Source organism: Escherichia sp. MOD1-EC5189 (assembly GCF_002966045.1).
GTDB lineage: Bacteria > Pseudomonadota > Gammaproteobacteria > Enterobacterales > Enterobacteriaceae > Escherichia > Escherichia coli_F.
In genome coordinates, this window is sequence record NZ_PTRX01000046.1 from 1 (window position 1) to 20,174 (window position 20,174).

The 20,174-nt window shown below is 49.0% G+C and carries 35 protein-coding genes; 11 read left to right on the forward strand and 24 right to left on the reverse strand.

Translation table 11 applies throughout. The annotated features are described in order from the left end of the window. The 24 genes from ATB02_RS24065 to ATB02_RS24195 form a co-directional block, all read right to left on the reverse strand. A partial coding sequence (locus tag ATB02_RS24065; protein ID WP_105272343.1) for a ClpP-like prohead protease/major capsid protein fusion protein occupies positions 1-1,883 on the reverse strand: 1,883 nt, incomplete at its 3' end. Continuing rightward, a complete protein-coding gene (locus ATB02_RS24070; RefSeq protein WP_000985939.1) occupies positions 1,828-3,336 on the reverse strand; it encodes a phage portal protein in 1,509 nt (502 codons plus the stop codon). The genes ATB02_RS24070 and ATB02_RS24065, both read right to left, overlap by 56 nt. Continuing rightward, entirely contained in the window at positions 3,336-3,548 is a 213-nt protein-coding gene (locus tag ATB02_RS24075; protein WP_001072973.1) for a hypothetical protein, read from the reverse strand. The genes ATB02_RS24070 and ATB02_RS24075 overlap by 1 nt, the downstream gene beginning before the upstream one ends. Continuing rightward, positions 3,545-5,647, reverse strand: coding sequence for a phage terminase large subunit family protein (locus tag ATB02_RS24080; RefSeq protein ID WP_000934110.1), 2,103 nt, complete (start codon positions 5,645-5,647; stop codon positions 3,545-3,547). Before ATB02_RS24080 ends, ATB02_RS24075 begins: the two co-directional genes overlap by 4 nt. Beyond that, the gene (locus ATB02_RS24085) at positions 5,647-6,141 is read right to left on the reverse strand and encodes a DUF1441 family protein (protein ID WP_000373425.1); all 495 of its coding nucleotides are present in this window, start codon (positions 6,139-6,141) and stop codon (positions 5,647-5,649) included. The genes ATB02_RS24080 and ATB02_RS24085 overlap by 1 nt, the downstream gene beginning before the upstream one ends. 675 nt (positions 6,142-6,816) lie before the next feature. Then, positions 6,817-6,969: a hypothetical protein gene (locus ATB02_RS24100; protein ID WP_001139680.1), complete on the reverse strand. Its 153-nt coding sequence runs from the start codon at positions 6,967-6,969 to the stop codon at positions 6,817-6,819. Continuing rightward, a complete protein-coding gene (locus tag ATB02_RS24105) occupies positions 6,957-7,424 on the reverse strand; it encodes a lysis protein (RefSeq protein ID WP_001442864.1) in 468 nt (155 codons plus the stop codon). Before ATB02_RS24105 ends, ATB02_RS24100 begins: the two co-directional genes overlap by 13 nt. Next, entirely contained in the window at positions 7,421-7,918 is a 498-nt protein-coding gene (gene rrrD, locus ATB02_RS24110; protein ID WP_088731257.1) for a lysozyme RrrD, read from the reverse strand. The genes ATB02_RS24105 and rrrD overlap by 4 nt, the downstream gene beginning before the upstream one ends. Then, the gene (locus ATB02_RS24115) at positions 7,896-8,099 is read right to left on the reverse strand and encodes a phage holin family protein (protein ID WP_000286100.1); all 204 of its coding nucleotides are present in this window, start codon (positions 8,097-8,099) and stop codon (positions 7,896-7,898) included. Before ATB02_RS24115 ends, rrrD begins: the two co-directional genes overlap by 23 nt. 435 nt (positions 8,100-8,534) lie before the next feature. After that, positions 8,535-9,158, reverse strand: a complete 624-nt coding sequence (locus ATB02_RS24125; protein ID WP_097747675.1) for an antitermination protein — start codon at positions 9,156-9,158, stop codon at positions 8,535-8,537. Then, positions 9,155-9,343, reverse strand: coding sequence for a protein ninH (locus tag ATB02_RS24130; protein WP_105272335.1), 189 nt, complete (start codon positions 9,341-9,343; stop codon positions 9,155-9,157). Before ATB02_RS24130 ends, ATB02_RS24125 begins: the two co-directional genes overlap by 4 nt. Next, complete coding sequence (locus ATB02_RS24135) at positions 9,340-9,702, reverse strand: RusA family crossover junction endodeoxyribonuclease (protein ID WP_097747676.1); 363 nt, start codon at positions 9,700-9,702, stop codon at positions 9,340-9,342. Before ATB02_RS24135 ends, ATB02_RS24130 begins: the two co-directional genes overlap by 4 nt. Further along, positions 9,699-9,989 (reverse strand): DUF1364 domain-containing protein, encoded by a 291-nt coding sequence (locus ATB02_RS24140; RefSeq protein WP_028125967.1) that lies wholly within the window; start codon positions 9,987-9,989, stop codon positions 9,699-9,701. Before ATB02_RS24140 ends, ATB02_RS24135 begins: the two co-directional genes overlap by 4 nt. Beyond that, positions 9,990-10,208: a hypothetical protein gene (locus ATB02_RS24145; protein ID WP_001283996.1), complete on the reverse strand. Its 219-nt coding sequence runs from the start codon at positions 10,206-10,208 to the stop codon at positions 9,990-9,992. Next, a complete protein-coding gene (locus ATB02_RS24150; RefSeq protein ID WP_052940382.1) occupies positions 10,201-10,377 on the reverse strand; it encodes a protein NinF in 177 nt (58 codons plus the stop codon). Before ATB02_RS24150 ends, ATB02_RS24145 begins: the two co-directional genes overlap by 8 nt. Beyond that, positions 10,377-10,736 (reverse strand): phage protein NinX family protein, encoded by a 360-nt coding sequence (locus ATB02_RS24155; protein ID WP_000386657.1) that lies wholly within the window; start codon positions 10,734-10,736, stop codon positions 10,377-10,379. The genes ATB02_RS24150 and ATB02_RS24155 overlap by 1 nt, the downstream gene beginning before the upstream one ends. A gap of 2 nt (positions 10,737-10,738) precedes the next feature. After that, a complete protein-coding gene (locus ATB02_RS24160) occupies positions 10,739-10,915 on the reverse strand; it encodes a NinE family protein (protein WP_025723712.1) in 177 nt (58 codons plus the stop codon). Then, positions 10,882-11,073 (reverse strand): protein NinD, encoded by a 192-nt coding sequence (ninD, locus tag ATB02_RS24165; RefSeq protein WP_306308511.1) that lies wholly within the window; start codon positions 11,071-11,073, stop codon positions 10,882-10,884. Before ninD ends, ATB02_RS24160 begins: the two co-directional genes overlap by 34 nt. Then, positions 11,052-11,492: a recombination protein NinB gene (locus ATB02_RS24170; protein WP_016063039.1), complete on the reverse strand. Its 441-nt coding sequence runs from the start codon at positions 11,490-11,492 to the stop codon at positions 11,052-11,054. Before ATB02_RS24170 ends, ninD begins: the two co-directional genes overlap by 22 nt. A 77-nt stretch (positions 11,493-11,569) precedes the next feature. Continuing rightward, positions 11,570-13,450 (reverse strand): toprim domain-containing protein, encoded by a 1,881-nt coding sequence (locus tag ATB02_RS24175; RefSeq protein ID WP_105272336.1) that lies wholly within the window; start codon positions 13,448-13,450, stop codon positions 11,570-11,572. Between the two features lie 107 nt (positions 13,451-13,557). After that, positions 13,558-14,418: a replication protein gene (locus ATB02_RS24180; protein ID WP_000067065.1), complete on the reverse strand. Its 861-nt coding sequence runs from the start codon at positions 14,416-14,418 to the stop codon at positions 13,558-13,560. Further along, positions 14,411-14,557 carry a DUF2740 family protein gene (locus tag ATB02_RS24185; RefSeq protein ID WP_000166207.1) on the reverse strand — a complete coding sequence of 49 codons (147 nt, stop codon included), beginning with the start codon at positions 14,555-14,557 and terminating at the stop codon, positions 14,411-14,413. The genes ATB02_RS24180 and ATB02_RS24185 overlap by 8 nt, the downstream gene beginning before the upstream one ends. 32 nt (positions 14,558-14,589) lie before the next feature. After that, entirely contained in the window at positions 14,590-14,883 is a 294-nt protein-coding gene (locus ATB02_RS24190; RefSeq protein WP_000251073.1) for a lambda phage CII family protein, read from the reverse strand. Between the two features lie 108 nt (positions 14,884-14,991). Continuing rightward, a complete protein-coding gene (locus tag ATB02_RS24195; protein ID WP_000276886.1) occupies positions 14,992-15,177 on the reverse strand; it encodes a Cro/CI family transcriptional regulator in 186 nt (61 codons plus the stop codon). Positions 15,178-15,257: 80 nt separating this feature from the next. Here ATB02_RS24195 and ATB02_RS24200 point away from each other — a divergent pair, with 80 nt between their 5' ends. From ATB02_RS24200 to ATB02_RS24250, 11 genes are all read left to right on the forward strand, one after another. Beyond that, positions 15,258-15,908 (forward strand): LexA family protein, encoded by a 651-nt coding sequence (locus ATB02_RS24200; RefSeq protein ID WP_105272337.1) that lies wholly within the window; start codon positions 15,258-15,260, stop codon positions 15,906-15,908. A gap of 525 nt (positions 15,909-16,433) precedes the next feature. Beyond that, complete coding sequence (locus ATB02_RS24205) at positions 16,434-16,733, forward strand: hypothetical protein (RefSeq protein WP_000219337.1); 300 nt, start codon at positions 16,434-16,436, stop codon at positions 16,731-16,733. Positions 16,734-16,741: 8 nt separating this feature from the next. Beyond that, positions 16,742-16,993, forward strand: coding sequence for a hypothetical protein (locus tag ATB02_RS24210; protein ID WP_000394302.1), 252 nt, complete (start codon positions 16,742-16,744; stop codon positions 16,991-16,993). A gap of 39 nt (positions 16,994-17,032) precedes the next feature. Further along, positions 17,033-17,323: a hypothetical protein gene (locus ATB02_RS24215; protein WP_105272338.1), complete on the forward strand. Its 291-nt coding sequence runs from the start codon at positions 17,033-17,035 to the stop codon at positions 17,321-17,323. Next, the gene (locus ATB02_RS24220; RefSeq protein WP_105272339.1) at positions 17,323-17,511 is read left to right on the forward strand and encodes a hypothetical protein; all 189 of its coding nucleotides are present in this window, start codon (positions 17,323-17,325) and stop codon (positions 17,509-17,511) included. The genes ATB02_RS24215 and ATB02_RS24220 overlap by 1 nt, the downstream gene beginning before the upstream one ends. Positions 17,512-17,696: 185 nt before the next feature. Then, the gene (locus ATB02_RS26490) at positions 17,697-17,867 is read left to right on the forward strand and encodes a hypothetical protein (RefSeq protein ID WP_001183771.1); all 171 of its coding nucleotides are present in this window, start codon (positions 17,697-17,699) and stop codon (positions 17,865-17,867) included. 84 nt (positions 17,868-17,951) lie between these two features. Next, the gene (locus tag ATB02_RS24230; RefSeq protein ID WP_105272341.1) at positions 17,952-18,260 is read left to right on the forward strand and encodes a hypothetical protein; all 309 of its coding nucleotides are present in this window, start codon (positions 17,952-17,954) and stop codon (positions 18,258-18,260) included. Next, positions 18,257-19,159 carry a RecT family recombinase gene (locus tag ATB02_RS24235; RefSeq protein WP_000065846.1) on the forward strand — a complete coding sequence of 301 codons (903 nt, stop codon included), beginning with the start codon at positions 18,257-18,259 and terminating at the stop codon, positions 19,157-19,159. Before ATB02_RS24230 ends, ATB02_RS24235 begins: the two co-directional genes overlap by 4 nt. Beyond that, positions 19,143-19,625, forward strand: coding sequence for a siphovirus Gp157 family protein (locus ATB02_RS24240; protein ID WP_000041322.1), 483 nt, complete (start codon positions 19,143-19,145; stop codon positions 19,623-19,625). Before ATB02_RS24235 ends, ATB02_RS24240 begins: the two co-directional genes overlap by 17 nt. An 11-nt stretch (positions 19,626-19,636) precedes the next feature. Beyond that, positions 19,637-19,951 carry a hypothetical protein gene (locus ATB02_RS24245; protein WP_000753555.1) on the forward strand — a complete coding sequence of 105 codons (315 nt, stop codon included), beginning with the start codon at positions 19,637-19,639 and terminating at the stop codon, positions 19,949-19,951. 16 nt (positions 19,952-19,967) lie between these two features. Then, positions 19,968-20,117 carry a DUF2737 family protein gene (locus tag ATB02_RS24250; protein WP_105272342.1) on the forward strand — a complete coding sequence of 50 codons (150 nt, stop codon included), beginning with the start codon at positions 19,968-19,970 and terminating at the stop codon, positions 20,115-20,117. Positions 20,118-20,174 lie beyond the last annotated feature (57 nt).

Consider the following 20,174-nt stretch of genomic DNA (forward strand, 5'->3'; position numbering starts at 1 on the left):
ATCGTATCGGAGCCTTTTGACGCAGCCAGGTAGAAGGTGGTCTGGCTGTTATCATCAAGACGAGGCTCTGCAATAACGGTCGCAAAATCTTTCACCGGGTTAATAATACCGGCGTTAATGTCAGCCCCCTTGACACTTGAGGAGCGAATGACCTGGTTAGCAACAGACTCCATCGCCGTCGGTACCAGTACGAACGCAGGACGAATATTCAGATGACGCTCCCCCTCTTTCTGAACACGCATCAACTGGCGGGCTTTATCCAGCGATGCCACGTCCATTGCAGCGTCCTCCAGTACGTTTGCATGTTTCGCTTTATCGAACAGACTTACATTATCTGTGGAGATTTTCGGGTTAGACGTCAGAATGGCATAAACCAGATCGGCAATAGTGGATTTCGCCGCACGGCCCAGCTTCATCGGGACATCGGTCAGCATATTCAGATCATCATTGATAATGGCCTGACGGGTGATACTGAACAGCTCGCCATAGGTCGCCAGTGCAATAGTGGCCTGTTTATCTCCGGTGGTGACGTATTTATATTCCGCCCCTTCACGCACCTGACGCAGAGCACTGAAGCCCCCCATACCCACGCGATGGGCAATTTTAAAATCAGACAACTGACCTTTCCGCGTCCACTGTTCATAGGTTTCAGGGGCATCCTCCCAGCCCTGCAGAATGGCTTTGTTCGCAACATCCAGCAGAATATTACCGAAGTCAGACGTACTGTGTGTGAACGCCGCACCGACCATCTGCATCGGGTTATAACCGGAAACCCCAATACCCCGTTCAGTCAGTGACATACGGGCATATTCACGCAGGGTCATCCCGTTGTAGACATTATCACGTTCGGTTTTTTCAAATCCGGCACGCGCCATCAGCGCCTGGCGGATCCCGTCCCCCACAAAATTACCGTTACCGGCATAAATATGAGCCGGGGTATTTTTATTGGATGGCGTGGACTCGCGCCCCATCTCGTTCAACAGCTTTTCGCGGGCCTGCTCCAGCGAACATTCAGGATCGGCAAGACACTGAGCCTGCAGCGTCTGATAACGCCCGCCAAACATGGCAAACAGATCATTAATACCGTTTACACGCGCTTTTTGCTCTGCCAGTACCTGCGCACGGATACTGTTTTCATCCACCACGGGTGCTGCTGCCTGCACTGGCGTCCGGGAGGCTGCAGGTTCATCATCCTGTACGCGTGGAGCACTGTTGCGTGGCGGAGTAATCATGTTTCGAATGGATTCCGGCATCTTTTTAAATTCCTCTGTACGTTTTGACTGAATACATGCCATTGCCTTAACGGCTGGCGTCACCTGATCAGCAAATCCATGTGCCAGACATTCGGCACCGGACATCCAGGTCTCATCCGCCAGCATGGCAGCAATTTCATCGGTGGTTTTCCCGGTTTTCTGTGCATAAGCGGGTAACAGAACCGCCTCAACCTTATCGAGCAGGTCGGCATAGGTGCGCATGTCCTCCGCATCACCGCCCGTAAAGCCAAATGGTTTATGAATCATCATGAAGGTGTTTTCCGGCATAATGACCGGTTTTCCCACCATCGCAATGACCGACGCCATTGACGCCGCCACACCGTCGACATAAACGGTAATGGACGCACCATGTGTTTTCAGCGCATTAAAAATGGCGATGCCTTCAAAGACATCGCCACCCGGTGAATTGATATGGAGATTAATGTGGGTGATATCGCCCAGTGCATTCAGATCACTGATAAACTGCTTCGCTGTAACACCCCAGAAACCAATCTCGTCATAAATATAAATATCCGCGTCACTCTGGTGACCAGCCTGCATCCTGAACCAGGAATTATTCTTCGGACTGGTCGTCGGTGTGCTGCGGCTCCTGTCGTTTCGTTGCGGCACTGCTGCCTCCTTTATCACTGGCCGGATCGGTATCAAATACCAGATCCAGCTTGCGGTTTTCATCAATTTCGGCCTTGCGCCGACGTTTGACATCATCCGGATTACGACCACCTGCACGTACCCAGTCTGATTCTGTCGCCGCTCCACCACGAATCTGGATTTTCCAGGCCTCAGCCTCCTTAACAGGGTCAATCCACGGCATCACCGGTCCGGAATACACCGCGGTATACAGTGAAGAACGGTCAAGATCGCGGGGTAGCCTGATAACACCGGATGCCACAGCCTGTTTCAGCCAGGCACGGTACATCGGGCGGGTGACGGCACCAATAAACCAGTCCTGCAGGATCAGGTAGCCATCAGTGGATTCAACCAGCTCCTGACGCTGGGCGCTGTAAGTGCCGTTATAGTTGCGCGCTGTACTGGAAAAACTCAGACGACTGCCAGCCGCCACTGCACGCAACTGACCATTACGAAAAGTTTCAAGATTAGGATTGGGGCGATCCGACTTCACCATTCCGATTTCTTCGCCGGGTTTCAGATCGTCGTAAATAATGCCTGGCTGAATGGTAAGCTCGCGTTCCTTATCCTTGCTGCCATTACCATCCGGTTCATAGCTCTGCCCGTCGCCTTTGCGGATGTACATCCCCAGAGCAGCGGCGATCCTTGCTGCAGTCAGCTCATAATCTTCATAATCTTTCAGGGCACTGAGGCGGATCAGCACACCGGACAACAAAGACGTCCCGCGCATCTGGTGCAGACGGCGAACAAATTTAAGATGCAGCATTCGCTCTGCATCCACTTCTTTGGTTTCCATCTGCCGTCCGGATACGGGACGGCTTTTATACACCAGATATTTTTCGGGACGCCCCCAGTCATCAACAAACACGCCCTGATTCAGCCTGTTGCTCTCATCACTGGTCATGGGAATAAAGTCTGGCTCGAGCGCCTCCAGCCAGAAATGAACACCGGCAGAAGGCGTCAGGCTGTTTATGCGCCCGGAAACCATCTGGGCAAACACCTCACCATCGCGCAGCCAGGTACGCAGCATCAGACGTTCCAGCATCGGACGGGTAAACTGCCCGGTGACTTCCGGGCTGACAGACCATTCACTCCATCGGGTGCGAATCTCCGCTGCCAGATCACGGGCAATGGCCCCATTGCGTAATACCGGATGTGGCTCGACAATAATCCCGTTTTTCCCCACCACCCGTTCTTCCAGCTTGTCAAATACACCAATAACCAGATCGTGGTTGTTATCAAGGTAACGGGCCTGCTCACGTAACGACACGGCCCCGTACTGGCTTAGCTGGTCGGCAGTTCGGTTCTCCCGTCGGGCTTTGTGTGTCCGCGTCGTTTTTACGGCTTCATAAGCCTGGATCACCGCACGGGAACGCAGCCTTGCCGCTTTCCATCCAGGTGAAAAAACGCCAATCACATCATCAAGAATTGCCATCAGAACCTCGCCAGCCGGTACCCGGGATGCCCCCGTCGTCGTGTAATCAGAGCCGCAAGGCGGCGCTCCCACTCCTGCCGTCCCTGCCGGATCTCAGATAAGTTTTCCATGGTCATCTGCTGACCATTAAAGGTGACGGATTTTCCGTCCAGCACCGCCATTTCAGCTTCCATATAACGCTGAATCATGGCTTCGATATCATTCTGGTTCATAACCATCCTCCGGAAGTCAGCCAGGGGTTAACATCGTCAGTTACTGTTTTCTTCCGTTTTTGTTTTTTAACAGGCGTGGATACCGGTTCCGGTGAGGATGACGGTTCGGTACTGTCCTGGACACACTCCAGCCAGGTTTCCCGGCTCGCCCACTCCGGTGCATCCGGCCAGCGGATCTTTTCGTATCCATGCAGAATGACCAGAGCCTCGGCATACACCATCAGGTCAAAAGCTTCGTTGGCACCGCGACCCGGCTTACTCCATTTCCCGTCACTGCTCCGCTCTTCATACGTCAGTTCGTCGTAAAACCAGCTCCCCAGCCAGTCAGGGAAATGCACATAGCCGGGACCTGGCGAGTCACGCCATAACGCGTTATTCACCCGGTCTTTCAGTGCATCCGTCTGAAGAAGCCAGAGCGGCACATCACCTGCGGCCTGCGCCCGTCGGCCCGTTCGTCCGGTGTTATCAGGGAATGTACGGGTGATCAGTTTTGCGCGCCGGATGCTGTCGCCCTTAAACAGGTAAATACGTTTACCAAGGCCATCACGACGGCAACGACGCCAGAATTTATAGGCATTATCAGTGACCCCGTCTTCACCGCCGGAGTCCACCGCCATTGCCATCAGTCGCATTTGTTGAGAAGGATCGGAGGCTAGCGGCCAGCTTTTATGAAAAACATCCGTCAGCAGGACATCCCAGTCTTCCGGATAGCTGGCCGGATCAATTCGCTGGCTCTCCCCGTCGCTGTCACCGCGTAATGACTGCGTGATGTTGTAACGATCAATAATCCAGCGTTCGCCACGGCTGCCATAGCCCGTTACCTGAACCACAAAACGGCGATGACGTCCCGCCTGCACATCCACTGTCGCCACAAGGAAATTAACGCCATCCGGCACACTGCGGGAAGGAACTGGCTCTGCCCGCTGCTCAAGCAGTTCACTTTTTCGTTGCTCCATGCTGGCGCGGGGAAGATAAGGTAATCCCCAGTCGGTATTGATAACCGTCTTGAGTGTTTCTTCACTTCCGGTTGTCTCGTATTCCTGTTCTGCAGTAAGCAGTTTGTAAACGAGTTGCGAGAGTGTCTGGTAAGCAGCTGCCGGACCCTCCATCCAGAATGACGCAATACGTGAGCGTCGGGGATCACCATAACGACTGCCATCCGCATTGATGGATTCACCATCCCGCAACCAGACCCCACGTCCGTTCAGCTCACGTTTGTGTTCAGGCATAATCCGTCCTGAACAGGAAGGACACTGAATATAAGCCGCCTCACTTGCCAGCACGGGATCGGCAATATCACGGAAACCAGCAACCACATCGCCGCAGGGCTGAAAATACTCACCACAGTGTGGACAGGGCCAGTACCAGCGACGGCGATCACCACGGTTATAGAGCGACAGGATCCCCGTGGTTGGTGGAGCCTCATGCGGTGAAGTCCGTCGCCATTTCACATCCTTCACATCCCTGCCGGGGGAACTCTCCACCAACGTCATACCGCTGGACATAAATGTGGTGGTACGTTTTGAGGCAAGAGAGAAGGCATCCCCCTCGCCATCAATATCTTCCGGAAAACGGTCATAATCCGTCAGCGCGACGCATTTATAATCTGATGAGGACATGATATTGACTGACGGCCAGCCGATTTTCAGGTAGTTGCCAGCAAGGAATGTTCTGTCATAAACGTTGTTGTCATTTTTGTTCGGACTCAGGCGACTGACCACTTCCGGGCTGACGCGAAACGTTCTGGCGAGTCGTTTTTTGGAGTGTTCGCGGGCTTTTTCCTCCGTCATCTGAATGATCAGCATATCAGCAGGATCGCAAATCACGTTGTAAATCACCCAGCCGTCAATCAGGCCGATAGTCTTGCCGGTTCGTGCCGGGCCAACAAATATCACTGCGTCGTATTCACGCGAGGCCAGGCAGTTCATCGGCTCAATAACATACGGTGCCACCAGCGGATCCCACGGGACTGAGTTCCCGGCCCCCATGGGCACCCGCATATACTGAGCAACGGCATCAGCAACCCGCATTCGTCTCGGTGCGCGAAGGATATAACCTGAATCGGTTCGTGCTGCCTTTGCGGTTTCCTGATTCAGCATTACTCCTCCTGCTGTAATTCCTCCTCATCATCCGCACCTGCTTCAGTCACCCGCAGGGCTATCTGATCGCGCAGATCATCAATAATGGACTGAACACGGCTCACAGCGGCAGGCTGCAGACCGCAGTCACGTTCAAGAATATCCGGTAATGTCTCCAGCACCTGCACGACCGCTTTTGCCCAGATGGCAAACTCCCGTCTGACATCACTGGCCGGAATGAGTTGTGCCGTTTCCTGTTCGAACTTAAGACGCTCACGTTCAGACTGATACCAGGCTTTGCGCTCATGCGCGTCCATTTCGCCTTCTGCAACCGGCGGTGGTAATGCCAGAAATGCCGACACAATATCAACCACCCGATAAAGCTTGAGGTTGCTTTCATGCCCCCCTGCAACGGGTAGATTTTGCAGCCTTGCCGCAGCAGTCTGGCGATGTACACCTGACAGTGCCGCCAGTTGACTGATATTCAGCGTCAGATTTTTTAACTCTCGATCCATACCCGCTCCAGAATGTTTTAAACATGCATCTTGCGAACAACTTTAGGCAAACGGTGTTAGTGGTGAACAAAAAACAATCAAAATCGACACCATAAAAATAAAATCACCGTAATATCAATACATTACAGTAGTGGTGATGACGAATGAAATTTCAAAAACTAGCCTTTTTCCGCGCCGCTCCCGCCCCGTGGCAGGCCACCCCACCGGGAGGACCCGTCAGCCTGACAGCTCTGACGAACGTCTGATACAACGCCTTGCATGAATGGCATCGGGATAATCCAGAAAGGCATAGCATCGTGCCCACAAGAATCTGTGTAAGTGTCCTGTTTCTTCCCCCCCCGCACAGGACTGGCGAGCATGAGGGACAAACCCGCGAACCATAAACGCGGTAAAAACCCGGTGTGCATCGTTTTTGATTATTCCCGCACACTCGCGCAGAAGGAGTTCCCCGTCGGGCTACGGTCTCTGTTAATACGGGAATACGGCGACGATACAGCGCATGATGTGTCAGGCTTGAATACCTTTATCCGTTAAAAGGGATATCAGTTAAGCTATCCCGTGTAGGGTATAAGCCATTATCAAAGCCACTCTGTAGGGAGTGGCTTTTGTAATGGCAATAAAAAGCCCCGCGAATGCGAGGCTAAATTCTGGTATTTGTAATGACTGGCTCTTATCTCAACGCAGCCCCTTACCGCGCGCAAGATGCTCAATATCAAGCATCAGCAATGAGATGTTTAATCTGGATTCACTCCAGAAGTGATCACCACCCTGTCTACAGAGCCAGATGTGAAGGATGATAAGTAAAATTATCGCTATCATCGAAGGCATTGCGTCCTGATGTATTCCTGAAGCGTTCTCAGTGCTGTTTGGTCGCTGATGATTCCGTCCCGGATACCGAGAACGTTTCGTCCAGCAACTGGAGAGAGTTCGACGGTGGCATCATTGCCCATGCCGGAGGCGCTGGAGGTTTCGGCTGAGGATGGCACAGGGCATTTTCCTTTGACGAACACCCGACCACCATTATCAAGCTTGCGCCGAAGAGCATCATTTTCAGCTTTCGCATCAGCTAACTCCTTCGTGTATTTAGCATCGAGTGCATCAGCAGAACGCTGGCGCTGCTGCATGTCAGTAATGGTGGCGGTCGCCTGCTTCAGCTCACTGACTTTTTTATCTCGCTGTTCTTTGTAGGCGATGGCGTTATCACGGTAATGATTGACCGCCCACGACAGGCAGACGATGATGCAGATAACCAGAGCGGAGATAATCGCGGTTACTCTGCTCATTGTTGCCCCCACAAACAGACTTCACGCTCAATCTCACGACGAGTCATCAGGCCTTTCCATTGCTTACCGCCAGCGTATGTCCAGCGACGTAGCTGGTCACATGCGCCTTTGATATCGCCCTGGTTTATTTTGCGAAGAAGCGTCGATGTTCTGAAATTGCCAGCACCCACGTTGTAGACGAACGAGTAAAGAGCGCCGCGCGTTGTTTCCGGTATATCGACTTTGATGTACGGGTTAATTTGTCTGGCGACCGTGGCAAGGTCTTTATTCAGGAGGGCTTTGCATTCTGCTTCGGTATACGTTTTACCGAGCATGATGTCTTTTCCGGTGTGTCCGTGACATACAGTCCATACGCCAACGATATCTTTGTATGGTATGTAGCTGACACCTTCCAGGCCATCGTCACCACTTGGGCCAGTGATTAACACTGATGCTATAGCAATAGCCCCACCACTTATCGCCGCTATTACGCTATTTCGTAGTGCCGGTGACATTGCCATTCAATCTGTCCTCGCGCTCTTTGCGCTTGTAGTACCAGTTGATGCCAAATGTGCCGACAGTACAAAGAATACCAATGATGACAGCCCAGTCATTCAGGGAGAGGATGCCACCCATCGCAGTCAGTCCTCCGAAGCTGTAACTGAACCATTCTCTGATTTTGTCCATACGGTACATGCTCTACCCCTTCATTGAGGGGATTTGCTCTATTTAATTAGGAATAAGGTCGATTACTGATAGAACAAATCCAGGCTACTGTGTTTAGTAATCAGATTTGTTCGTGACCGATATGCACGGGCAAAGCGGCAGGAGGTTGTTAGCGCAACCTCATGCCACCCGCTTTCACGAAGCCAGCCATTACGCTGGTTTTCTTTTATGCAAAGCACACCGCACCGTAGCCACAGCGGATAAGGTGATTATTTTTGTCTGTCTGGTATTTGGGTTGATGTGCTTTCAGAAAGGTCGTGATTAAAACGCAAAAAGCCCCGAGCTATTAACTCAGGGCTTTATTTAACGAGTGCATTTATCCATCGTTGGGTCAAATTTACCCAACTTTATTCAAAAAGTCAATATCATGCCGTTAATATGTTGCCATCCGTGGCAATCATGCTGCTAACGTGTGACCGCATTCAAAATGTTGTCTGCGATTGACTCTTCTTTGTGGCATTGCACCACCAGAGCGTCATACAGCGGCTTAACAGTGCGTGACCAGGTGGGCTGGGTAAGGTTTGGGATTAGCATCGTTACAGCGCGATATGCGGCGCTTGCAGGCATCCTTGAATAACCGACACCTTTGCATCTTCCGCACTCTTTCTCAACAACTCTCCCCCACTGCTCCATTTTGGCTATATCAACCGCACGGCCTGTACCGTGGCAATCTCTGCATCTTGCGCCCGGCGTCGCGGCACTACGGCAATAATCCGCATAAGCGAATGTTGCGAGCACTTGCAGTACCTTTGTCTTAGTATTTCCTTCAAGCTTTGCCACACCACGGTATTTCCCCGATACCTTGTGTGCAAATTGCATCAGATAGTTGATAGCCTTTTGTTTGTCGTTCTGGCTGAGTTCATGTTTACCACAGAATGCAGCCATTCCGAATCCGGCTTGTGATTGCGCCATCCCCATAGCAGCCATCACATCAGTACCGGAAAGAGAGTCAGAAGCCGTAGCCCGTGGTGAGTCGCTCATCATCGGGCTTTTTGGCGAATGAAATTTAGCTACGCTTTCGAGTCTCATGGTCTCCCCCTCTTGCCCTGTTTGACCATCATGACGCCGTTAACTATTACGTGACGCTCGCCTTTGTTGTCTCGGTTGTACTTGAGCACTGTTCCTCTTGCGCAGGAAAGCATCCTCGCCACTTCGGTCTGATTTCCTCGTGTCTGGATAAGAAGCTCTGGTATCGTTTGAATTGTGGCGTTCATGCGTTCTCCAGTTCGGTGATTTTTATTCCAAGCCTTCCGCCTGGTACTTTCACACCACGAATTACGCGAATGTCATCGAATTGCTCGTCGTCTTCCGCAAATCCGGCGTGGATAAGTGAGTCGAGTAAACCTTTCAGGATGTTGTCGAGGTCGCGGCGGCGGGAGTCTGGAACGTCTGCGATGACTTTGATGCGGAGTCGTGCTTTGGTGAAAATATCTAACTTGAGTTGGCGGATGATTTGCTGAACGTCTTTTCGGTATTTCTGGCCTTTATCGCTGATGTAGTATTGGCTTCCCCGTCTTCGCCAGTAGGTATTCACCGACGGCGGGTATGGAAGCACAAACTGATATTCGTTCATGGCTTAATCTTCCCCTCCTTCAGCAATACCGCCTGCGTCCTGATCACGCCTTCGAGGTGGTAAAGTCTGGCGTCTTTGTTGTCGAGAATCCTTGTGCGTCGGTCGATCTCCGCGTGGCAGTCACTACAAGCCCATGCACCGATCAGGTCGTCAGGCTTCATTCCCGTTCCGCAAATTCCAGCCATCCGGTAATGTGCCAGAACTGTAGTTTCAGGATTACCATTGCATACGCCGTAAATACGTACCTGGCATTCTCTGCCGCGCGCTTCTTTGCGTAGATTAGCCATTTAATACTCCAGTTCAGGGTCATTTTTTAGGTCATGTTTTTTGCAGAATTGCTGCCACTCTCTTTCCAGCCGCTTACCTGTAAATTTCACTCTGCATTTTGAGTAAGTGCTAATGGCATTAAATGGTGCTGAGCCTTCAGGAAATCGAGAGCGGAATACTTCTGCCACAGGTACTAAAACCAAATACAAATAATCAGAGCTACTAAACGAATCACTCATCGTCTTCTTCCTCGTGCATTGAGCTATTCGGATCGCTCATTAGTTCTGCGCAGCAGTGCTCACACACGTGAACTTCCAGCACATGCAGCTTCTGGCCGCAGTTAGCGCACGTTAAAGCCCGCTCGACGCTTTCTTTCTGGTATTGAAGGGATTGGGATGGGCTAAGCATTATTGGATTCTCTGCATCATGAGAAAGACAATCATGGCGGCGCGGAGGGGATTTTCATGTATAGCTCGCTTAGATTTACAGTAGGCCACACCGCGTGCACCCCACTCGTCTTCATCGAGATTGATAATGCTAATCCTGTATTTTTCAATAATCGGCCATGCGTCTGCTGGGTTTGCGCATGGGTTAAAGGATCCGCGCTCAACTTCTACTTCAACTGCGTCTCCGTTTACAATGTCTCCCTCAAATGAGACAAACACCATATCGCCATTCTCACCTTCTTTGTAATCCGGTGATCCGTTATGAATGGCTTCGAATACCGCCACGTTAATTTCAAAATCACTTAACTGTGAATAATCCATTGTCATTTCCTCGCACGATTTCTTAGCCACCGGATATCCCACAGGTGAGCCGTGTAGTTGAAGGTTTTTACGTCAGATTCTTTTGGGATTGGCTTGCGTTTATTTCTGGAGCGTTTCGTTGGAAGGTATTTGCAGTTTTCGCAGATTATGTCGGTGATGCTTCGTCGCTGTCTCGCCACACGTCCTCCTTTTCCTGCGGTAGTGGTAACACCCCTGTTGGTGTTCTTTCACACCGGAGACACCATCGATTCCAGTAAGGTTGATTTGGTCGGAAGCGGTTATCTTCTTTGCATTCACCGCACCGATAACATCGCATCATGCTGCCCGGTCTCCCCATCGCGCTTTCCACTCCAGAGCCAGTCGCGCTTCGTCTGACCACTTAACGCCACGCTCTGTACCGAATGCCTGTATAAGCTCTAATAACTCCGCAAATTCGCTTACACGCATCCTGCTGGTTGACTGGCCTATTACCACAAAGCCATTCCCGGCAAGGTTAGGAACAACGTCCTGCTGCTTTAATGCTGCGGTAAACACACACTTCCAGCTTTCTGCATCCAGCCAGCGACCATGCCATTCAACCTGACGAGAGACGTCACCAAGGCAAGCCCAAAGCTTCCGATTCTGGTCTAAGCTGCGGTTGCGCTCCTGAATGATCACTACGATTGGCTTGGTTGGGTCTGGAAGGATTTGCTGTACTGCGTGAATAGCGTTTTGCTGATGTGCCGGAGATCGAATTTCAAAGGTTAGTTTTTTCATGACTTCCCTCTCCCCCAAATAAAAAGGCCTGCGATTACCAGCAGGCCTGTTATTAGCTCAGTGATGTAGATGGTCATTTAATACTCCGTCACGTTTTCCTGTCGCCACGCCTCGTCATATTCCGATTTCGGCATATTGGCGATGTAGCTATATGGCGATCCTGATTCAAGTTGCAGGAACTGGTGCGATTGCTCGTCAAGGAACAACGGGACACCACCTTCCCAACCTTCGCCGTTACGTTGTTTTTCAAGCATCAAAACAGATGCCGGAGACGCCAGTAGCTGTTCGTCCTTCTCTGACATCTTTTCACCACTCTGAACTCTCTGTAACGCTCTCTCGCGAGCCTTGTTACGCCAGATGATGAAAAGGTTGTCTGTCAGGTCTGTTATCGCTCCAGAGCCTTTTACGTCCATTTTCCCGGTTGGTTTTTCTTCGCTGTCTCCTTTTCGCGAGTGAGTAACGAGAATGACGTGGGAGTTTGTTTTGTTTTTGAAGTCGCAAATCGAGTCAACAAACGCCTTCTGCCCGTTATAGTCATCGTCGCCTATGCCACATTTCATCAGGCTGTCGATGATGAATAACTGGATCCCGTATCGGCGGCGAGCGTAGTCGAATATTTCGATCAGCCTGTCGGCTTTCGCCGTTCCGGTCAGGCCAAACACCCAAAGTCTTTCGTCATAAAATTTAAATGCAGAGTCAATTTCCAGCACTGGCGGAATCTTGCAGCACGTCGCCTGACGGGTAAGGCGCTTAAGGAGAATACCAGGCTTCAGCTCAAGTGACGCGATGCACGTCTTCACACCCTGACGCATTGCCTCAAGTGCCATATGCCCGACAACCTCCGTTTTTCCGTGACCGTTCACACCATTGACCAGCGTCAACTCTGCCTCACGGAACTGGAATTTATCTGCCAGAGATTCCCACGGTGGATTAAACAGATACTGCTGCTTGCCGTAGAAAGCATTGATAGTGTCCTGGTAAAACTCTCGCGCACTGTAGAGTTCTTCAGGATCGAAGTAGGATGCCGTGCCGATGTACTGCCAGATTTCATCCTCGGTAACACCGTTCATCAGGCATTCGTTGATGTCTTTGTACGGCAGAGTAACAAGACGGCAACGATGTTCACCGAGTCGGCTTGCGATTTCCCTTGCGGCTTCACGACCAACATCATCAACGTCCATCGAGATGAATATTTCCTCAAACCTGTCGAGATTGTGATACTCAAACTCAATCCACTGCTGCTTAGCGCCTTTCCCGCCACCAAACGGCACGGATAACGCCGAGATGCCGTATTGCGCATAGCTCATACAATCAATTTCGCCTTCGCAAAGTACAACCGCCCTCACGCCAGCGTCCAGAGCCTGCCATCCGAACAGACAAGGTTCGCAATCACCTTCTGCCATAATGACTTTCTTCCCGTCCGGGCGCTCAGTGCTGATTCGCTTGACCTGCAACAACTCACCATCGCGTTTGTACGGAATCACCAGAGCATCCAGTTCCCGCTCTCCATTCCACACCTTGCCGCTGACAACCTCGTAGCGCTTTACGATTTCTGGCGATATGCCACGCGATTGCAGGTACTCAAGATGGGATTCTGTTCTGGTAACGTAGCGGGCGATTTTCTTGCGATCAGGTCTGGAGAATTTCTTCTCACGTTTGGCATCGAAATGGTGATCGTCATCCTTGATACCGAGAAATGCTTTCGCTTCCTGCATAGCCTGATGCAGGTTAATTCCACGACATGCCATCCACAAATCAAGCATGTCACCGCCGTCTCCCTCAGCGAAATCAGCCCATTTTTTCTTGCCGCTAAGGTTGACCTTAAGGCTGTTTCCCTTGTCACCGTTGACGTTACCGGCAACCCACTCATGCCCCTCTTTCTTGCCATTTGGCAACAGGTGCGGAGCCACCCTGTCAACCTGCGCCCAAAGCAGGTCGCTAAGTTCACTTGGCGTCATGATTCCCTCAGATTGAGATTTTTAAACCAGAAATCGACAAACGAAATACTTAACCAGCCGTGGTTATAACCAGCGACCAGTAGCGATTTGATTTTTGATTTCATGGTTCACCTGTCGAAAAACACGTAGCCAGTTTTCGATACGGTGATTGCGGATGATGGTTTGGATTGTGGTTGAATGGTTTCTGGCTTCTCGTCGTTCCAGCGTTGACCGTTCAGGTAGCTCGATGGTAACAACCTGTCGAATCCGAACTGCTTACCATTCCTGCATGCGATGTCTTCTGCCAGCATCGTGGCAAACTCGCTTGCCGTACCCCTGGTAGTTTTACGCCATTCCCTGAACTGTGTTCTGAATGCCGAAGCTGCGTTTTTCTTCCCGGCCTTCCGCATGCCTGCACACCAGAATATTTCCTCGAATGCCTTGTCGGTTTCTTCGTGACGGTCAGGTGATTTTTCACACTCCGTCCGAACACTTTCGGACATAGTGTTTTTATTATTTCTTTTTTCTTTTGTAATAGTTTCTTTTGTGTGTCCCTGTTTTGGTGACAGCGCTGTCACCGTTTTGGTGACACTTTTTGTCACCAATGCAGTGACATTATCACCAGAGTAGTGACACCCTTCGATTTGCCATTCCTCGATGTTCTTGTTAGGCCCGATTTGCTGGCCTTCGCGAAGGATAACCTTCATCGCGATAAGCTCATTCTTGGCCTTGTTTACCTTCTGTCTTGGCAGCCTGGTAATTTGAGCTAACTGACTATCAGAGATGCGATCCATCTTTTTACCGTAGCCGTATGTTTTACGGCATATGGCGTGGGCAACCTTGCTCTGATTTTTCGTTAAATCTGCGCCGATAAGCTCTTCATACAGGGCATTTGCAAGACGGGTATAACCATCTTCAACTTCTGCCACACGACGCTCCACAGGCCGTTGTGAAGGCCTTAAATGTGTTACGGTTGCAAGATTACTCATGACCTTTCTCCTTCTGCATCAGCTTCACTTTTTCCAACTCAGCCCGGAATCGACCAGGTTGCTTGAAGCTGGACAGGAAGCGATCACGTAGTATGTGTTTGTGAATTTTGTCCTGGTAAGGACTGAGTTGTTTTGTCATAATGACTCCTGTGGATTGATCCAGTAATGACCTCAGAATTCCATCTGGATTTGTTCAGAACGCTCGGTTGCCGCCGGGCGTTTTTTATTGGTGAGAATCGAAGCAACTTGTCGTGCCAATCGAGCCATGTCGTCGTCAACGACACCCCATTCAAGAACAGCAAGCAGCATTGAGAACTTTGGAATCCAGTCCCTCTTCCACCTGCTGATCTGCGACTTATCAACTCCCACAGCTTCCGCTGTCTTCTCAGTTCCAAGCATTGCGATTTTGTTAAGCAACGCACTCTCGATTCGTAGAGCCTCGTTGCGTTTGTTTGCACGAACCATATGTAAGTATTTCCTTAACAAATAAGAAGTTATGCGCATCAACTTATGCGCGTTGTATTCCCGCATTTCGGCGGGAATGAGGACCATGACTGTTAAAGAGCAATTTGCTTATGCCGCTTTGCGGTAAGCGCTTTCTTGATACTTCAGGGCGCCAGCTGTAACGACTTCCAGTCGATAGGCGTCTTTCTCTGGGATGACTTCCTTCCACTGAGAGACTGCTGCGTCGCTAATGCCTAACGCTTTAGCTACAGCACGCTGGGTTCCGAAGTGGTCGATAACATCTTTCTTGTACATAGACTCGCTCCGAAATTAAAGAACACTTAAATTATCCACTAAAGGAATCTTAAGTCAAGTTTATTTAAGATGTCTTAACTATGAAAACTCAATTGATGGGAGAGCGCATTCGCGCTCGGAGAAAAGAACTCAAGATCAGGCAGGCCGCACTTGGAAAGATGGTCGGCGTGTCTAATGTTGCCATATCTCAGTGGGAACGCTCTGAGACAGAGCCAAATGGAGAGAATCTTCTCGCCCTGGCTAATGCGTTGAAGTGTTCCCCTGACTATCTGATGAAAGGAGAGGGAAGTCTTTCAAACATTGCCTATCACAGTAGGCATGATCCAAGAGGGTCATACCCTCTGATTAGCTGGGTGAGCGCAGGATGCTGGATGGAAGCTGTAGAACCATATCATAAGCGTGCAATAGATAACTGGTACGATACAACCGTAGACTGTTCAGAAGATTCGTTTTGGTTGGACGTGAAAGGAGACTCAATGACGGCTCCGGCCGGTCTCAGTATCCCTGAAGGAATGATAATACTCGTCGATCCTGAAGTAGAGCCGCGTAACGGGAAACTGGTAGTTGCAAAGCTCGAAGGAGAAAACGAGGCAACTTTCAAGAAGTTAGTTATTGATGCAGGCAGGAAGTTTCTAAAACCACTTAACCCACAATATCCGATGATCGAGATCAACGGAAACTGCAAAATCATCGGCGTAGTTGTCGATGCAAAACTAGCAAACCTTCCATAAGGGGGCATTCGCCCCTTTTTTTATTTCCTTTAAAAATCAAAGCCAAACTTAAGTTACGAAAGAAAATTTAAGTTTTCTTCAAAAATACTCTTGACCATTAATTAAAGAGATCTTAAATTTAAGCCATCAGCAGGACGATGGTAGCCAAACGGAACAGATTGGCAGGCTCTTTAACATTGATGGGATTGTCCCGCCGAAATGCGGGAACCAAAGAGTAGTTGGCTTTGGGGTGACGTGACGTGAAGTGCAGCTGCACGACGGCAACCGGAAGATAAGCACCCGGCGCGTCACCGCCAAAGTCAATTCCATAGGCGTTATGCAGCCGCCACCATATTCAAGAAAGCTGCACAAGAGGTAGGAGGATTTATGTGAATACTTACATTCAATTGAGAGATTAATTAAATAGAACTGATCGAGCAGAGTCCATAAAGGCTCATAAATGCTCTTCCATCCCCGTCTAATTGGCGGGGAAGGAAACCACTTTGTAATAAAAAAAATTCCAAAGTTGTTTCATCGGAGGTCAACATGACAGTAGTCATTACATATCTGGCTGACGATAACGCCAGAAATCGCCGCAGAGCACGCAGACAGGCTCAACGTGAACAGGCAATGCAAGAGCAGCGACTGGCGCGAAAAATTGCGCTAAAGCTCTCTGGTTGCGTCAGAGCAGATAAAGCAGCATCACTCGGAAGCCTTCGCTGCAAGAAGGCAGAAGAAGTCGAGCGTAAACAGAATCGTATTTACTACCGCAAGCCACGCAGTGAAATGGGTGTGACTTGTGTTGGTCGCCAGAAAATGAAATTAGGCAGCAAACCACTTATTTGAGGTGAGATATGGAGTTTCATGAAAGTGCGATTTGTGATTTTCGCGCTAACGCAAATTCAGTAAAACCACAGCCAATTGCAGTTCTTTTTAAAACAATGGGTGCGTGGGCTGTTTTATGCTTCGCCTCTGATGACACTGACGCAAGAATGGCAATAGGCCAAGAGATGGAGATGGACCCGACAAACGATGAATTCATAATTTATGGCGCTCCATCTAATTACTTACTTGATACCTGCAACATTTACAACAAGGCTGCCTGATGGCGGCCTTTATTTTTGGCATAAACAACAGAGGCTAACATGGAATTTAAAGATACTGAAGGTAAGTGGGAAATAATGATGGATGGCGATGAGATTAAAATCATCCAGGCAGACTCTCTTGAAAATGGCACAGGCTGGCGTTCGTATATTGCAATCTGTGAGGAAGTTCAATGCATTGAAGATGCCAATCTAATAGCGGCAGCACCTGACCTTTTAAATGCCCTGAAAGCGATGCTAAACAAGGCATACAAGCAAAACTGGAACGACCATTATCCTGATGAAGTATCGAAAGCACAGTCAGCAATTAGCAAAGCTCTTGGAGATGAGTAATGAAAGTAAAAATAACTGCTTCCAATACCAGTTTTGTTAGTGTTGGTGATATTACAGAAGTAATAACGAATCATGATGGAACACAAGTTATGTGGTCTGATTTTTGTAAAAGATATGAGCGAGTTAGTTGGTGTAAAAACACATGGGGAGTCGAATACGAAGAATTACCTGAAATTCATGACGAATAAGCACTGTGTATTCATTCCAACGAGTGAATACACGGAGCAATGTCGCTCGTAACTAAACAGGAGCCGACTTGTTCTGATTATTGGAAATCTTCTTTGCCCTCCCGTGTGAGGGCTTTTTTATATGCATACCAATAACGCTTCACTTGAGGCGTTTTCGTTATGCAATCAAACAGAAGGAGCATCCTATGCAACAGTTCGCTATTGCAGGGGCGGCATCGGTTCGCCCTTTCAACCCGATTTTATCGGTGCAGCATTCACGAAAAAACATTTTAACCGGAGCAGATTTTAAACAACCAAGAATGAAAAGTTTGCTCGAAAAGCTTTGGGATATTTTGAAACAACAAGGCCGTCCATGAGTTTTACAGATAACTGGTCAGACGAAGAATTCATTCGTCAGATGAACAAAATGCTCAATCAGCACAAAGAACAGGAGAAAGATGATGATTCTGACTCTGAATGATAAGTGTGAAATATCGCAAATCATCGCAAGTTTTACTGATGAAGATTACGAACGAATCAACAGTGAAGTTGATCGCCTCTGCAAACGTTGCGACCCAATAAGCGAAATGCTTCGCTCATATAAACCAGATGAACACACTAAGGACGCTATCGACTGGCTGGAAGATGATGACTGTAACTATCAGGAAAAAGCCGCTGAATGGTTCTGGGATGCAATAACCGAAAGAGTTAAGGCTGAATATGCCTTCGCAATATTCAAACGCAGACACATTTTTGGAGAAGCAGCATGAGCAATATCGTTGAATTCGTTAAACAGCAAGAGCAGTTATTCTGCGGAGCATTGACTGAACAGACGGTGACATGGGCTAAGGAAAGCCAGTTTGCAATTCAGTATTTCCAGAAAAACGATTACCTGGCTAAAACGGCACTGGCAAATCCAACCAGCGCACAGAACGCCATCATCAATGTTGCGGCGATCGGCATCACCTTAAACCCGGCCAGCAAACTTGCTTATCTGGTTCCGCGCGACGGCATGGTTTGCCTTGATATCAGCTATATGGGATTACTTCACCTTGCACAGTCGACAGGATCAATTAAGTGGGGGCAATGCAAACTGGTGTACTCAAACGACACCTATGAATCAAACGGCCTTGATTCAGCACCAACCCACAAATACAACGCATTTGGTGAGCGAGGCTCTATTGTTGGTGGTTATTGTACGGTTAAAACAGCAGATGGTGACTACCTGACTGAAGAAATGAGTCTGGCAGAAATTAAAGCTGTGGAAGCAACGAGCAAGGCAAAGAATGGACCGTGGAAGACATTCTGGGAAGAGATGGCGCGTAAAACCATAGTTAAACGCGCCAGCAAATACTGGCCTAAAGCCCAGCGACTGGATAATGCCATTCACCTGCTTAACGAAGATGAAGGTATGCATCAGGAACCAGTTATGCCGCACAAATCAGAGGAAGATATCCGCGAAGATGAACGGAAACGCCAGCAGGAAATAATGGATAAAGCACAACTTCTTTGCGATGAAATGGCTCAGGCAGAAAACATGGATGATTTGAAGCGATATTTTGCAGAAGCATATCGCCTGACATCTGGAATGAAATTGCAGCAGAACGTACAAGCCATTTACATAGAATGCAAAGCGAAACTGGAGGTTGCCAGTGAGCAAACTGTATGAAATAGCCAATGAATACGCAAAGCTGATGGATTCAGATTTAGAGCCAGAGATGATTGCTGACACAATAGAAGGCATGGAAGGAGAATTCACCGATAAAATAGAGCAACTTCTTGCTATTATTAAAAATGAATCTGGTTATGCTGAACGCCTCAAGGAAGAGGCAAAGTCACTAAATGAGCGAGCCGCAGTAATTCAAAATAAGATTGACAGCATTATGGCGTATATAGCGTCATCGCTTGAAATGGTTGGCAAGAAAAAGATTCGAGCAGGTATTCACCAGGTAACAATCCGCAAACCGTCAGAAACTGTAGAAATCATCGACTCAAGCGCCCTTCCTCCTGAATACGTTGAGTTTGAAACGACAATTAAAGCCGACAAACTGGCAATCAAACACCAACTAAAAGCAGGAATAAATATCCCCGGCGCTCAACTCAAAGTTGGGAAGCCTTCACTTCTTATCAAATAACGGTATCGACTATGAAAAAGACTCCATGGGAGAAATGGGAAGTCGATTTCTTGCGCGAAGTGGCGGCGACAATGCCAGTTGAAGTTATCGCTGAAAAACTGGAAAGGACTGAAAAAGCAGTAATGGCGAAAGCAACAAGGATTGGCGCTGACATTGTTAGCCGACTTCGTGGAAGACGATGGACAAGAGCCGAAGTATCACTTTTCGGTAAGTTCTCCGCAGAAGAAATAGCAATTGCAACCTGCCGCTCAATTTATTCAGTAAGGGCTATGCGATACAAGCTAAAAAAACTCGATGAAGAGAGAGCAGGAATACGAATAAATTAACAAAGAGGAATTTACCATGAGAGGACTTGCATACAATCCCGGCATTCTTCCGGCAGAAATGATTATTCGCCAACGCGTAAAGCCAACGCCATCGAGAGAGGAATTGCTTAAGAGAAATTCTTTTCCATCAGTGAATCAAAACAAATTGTCACGAACGGTGCAATAGTGATCCACACCCAACGCCTGAAATCAGATCCAGGGGGTAATCTGCTCTCCTGATTCA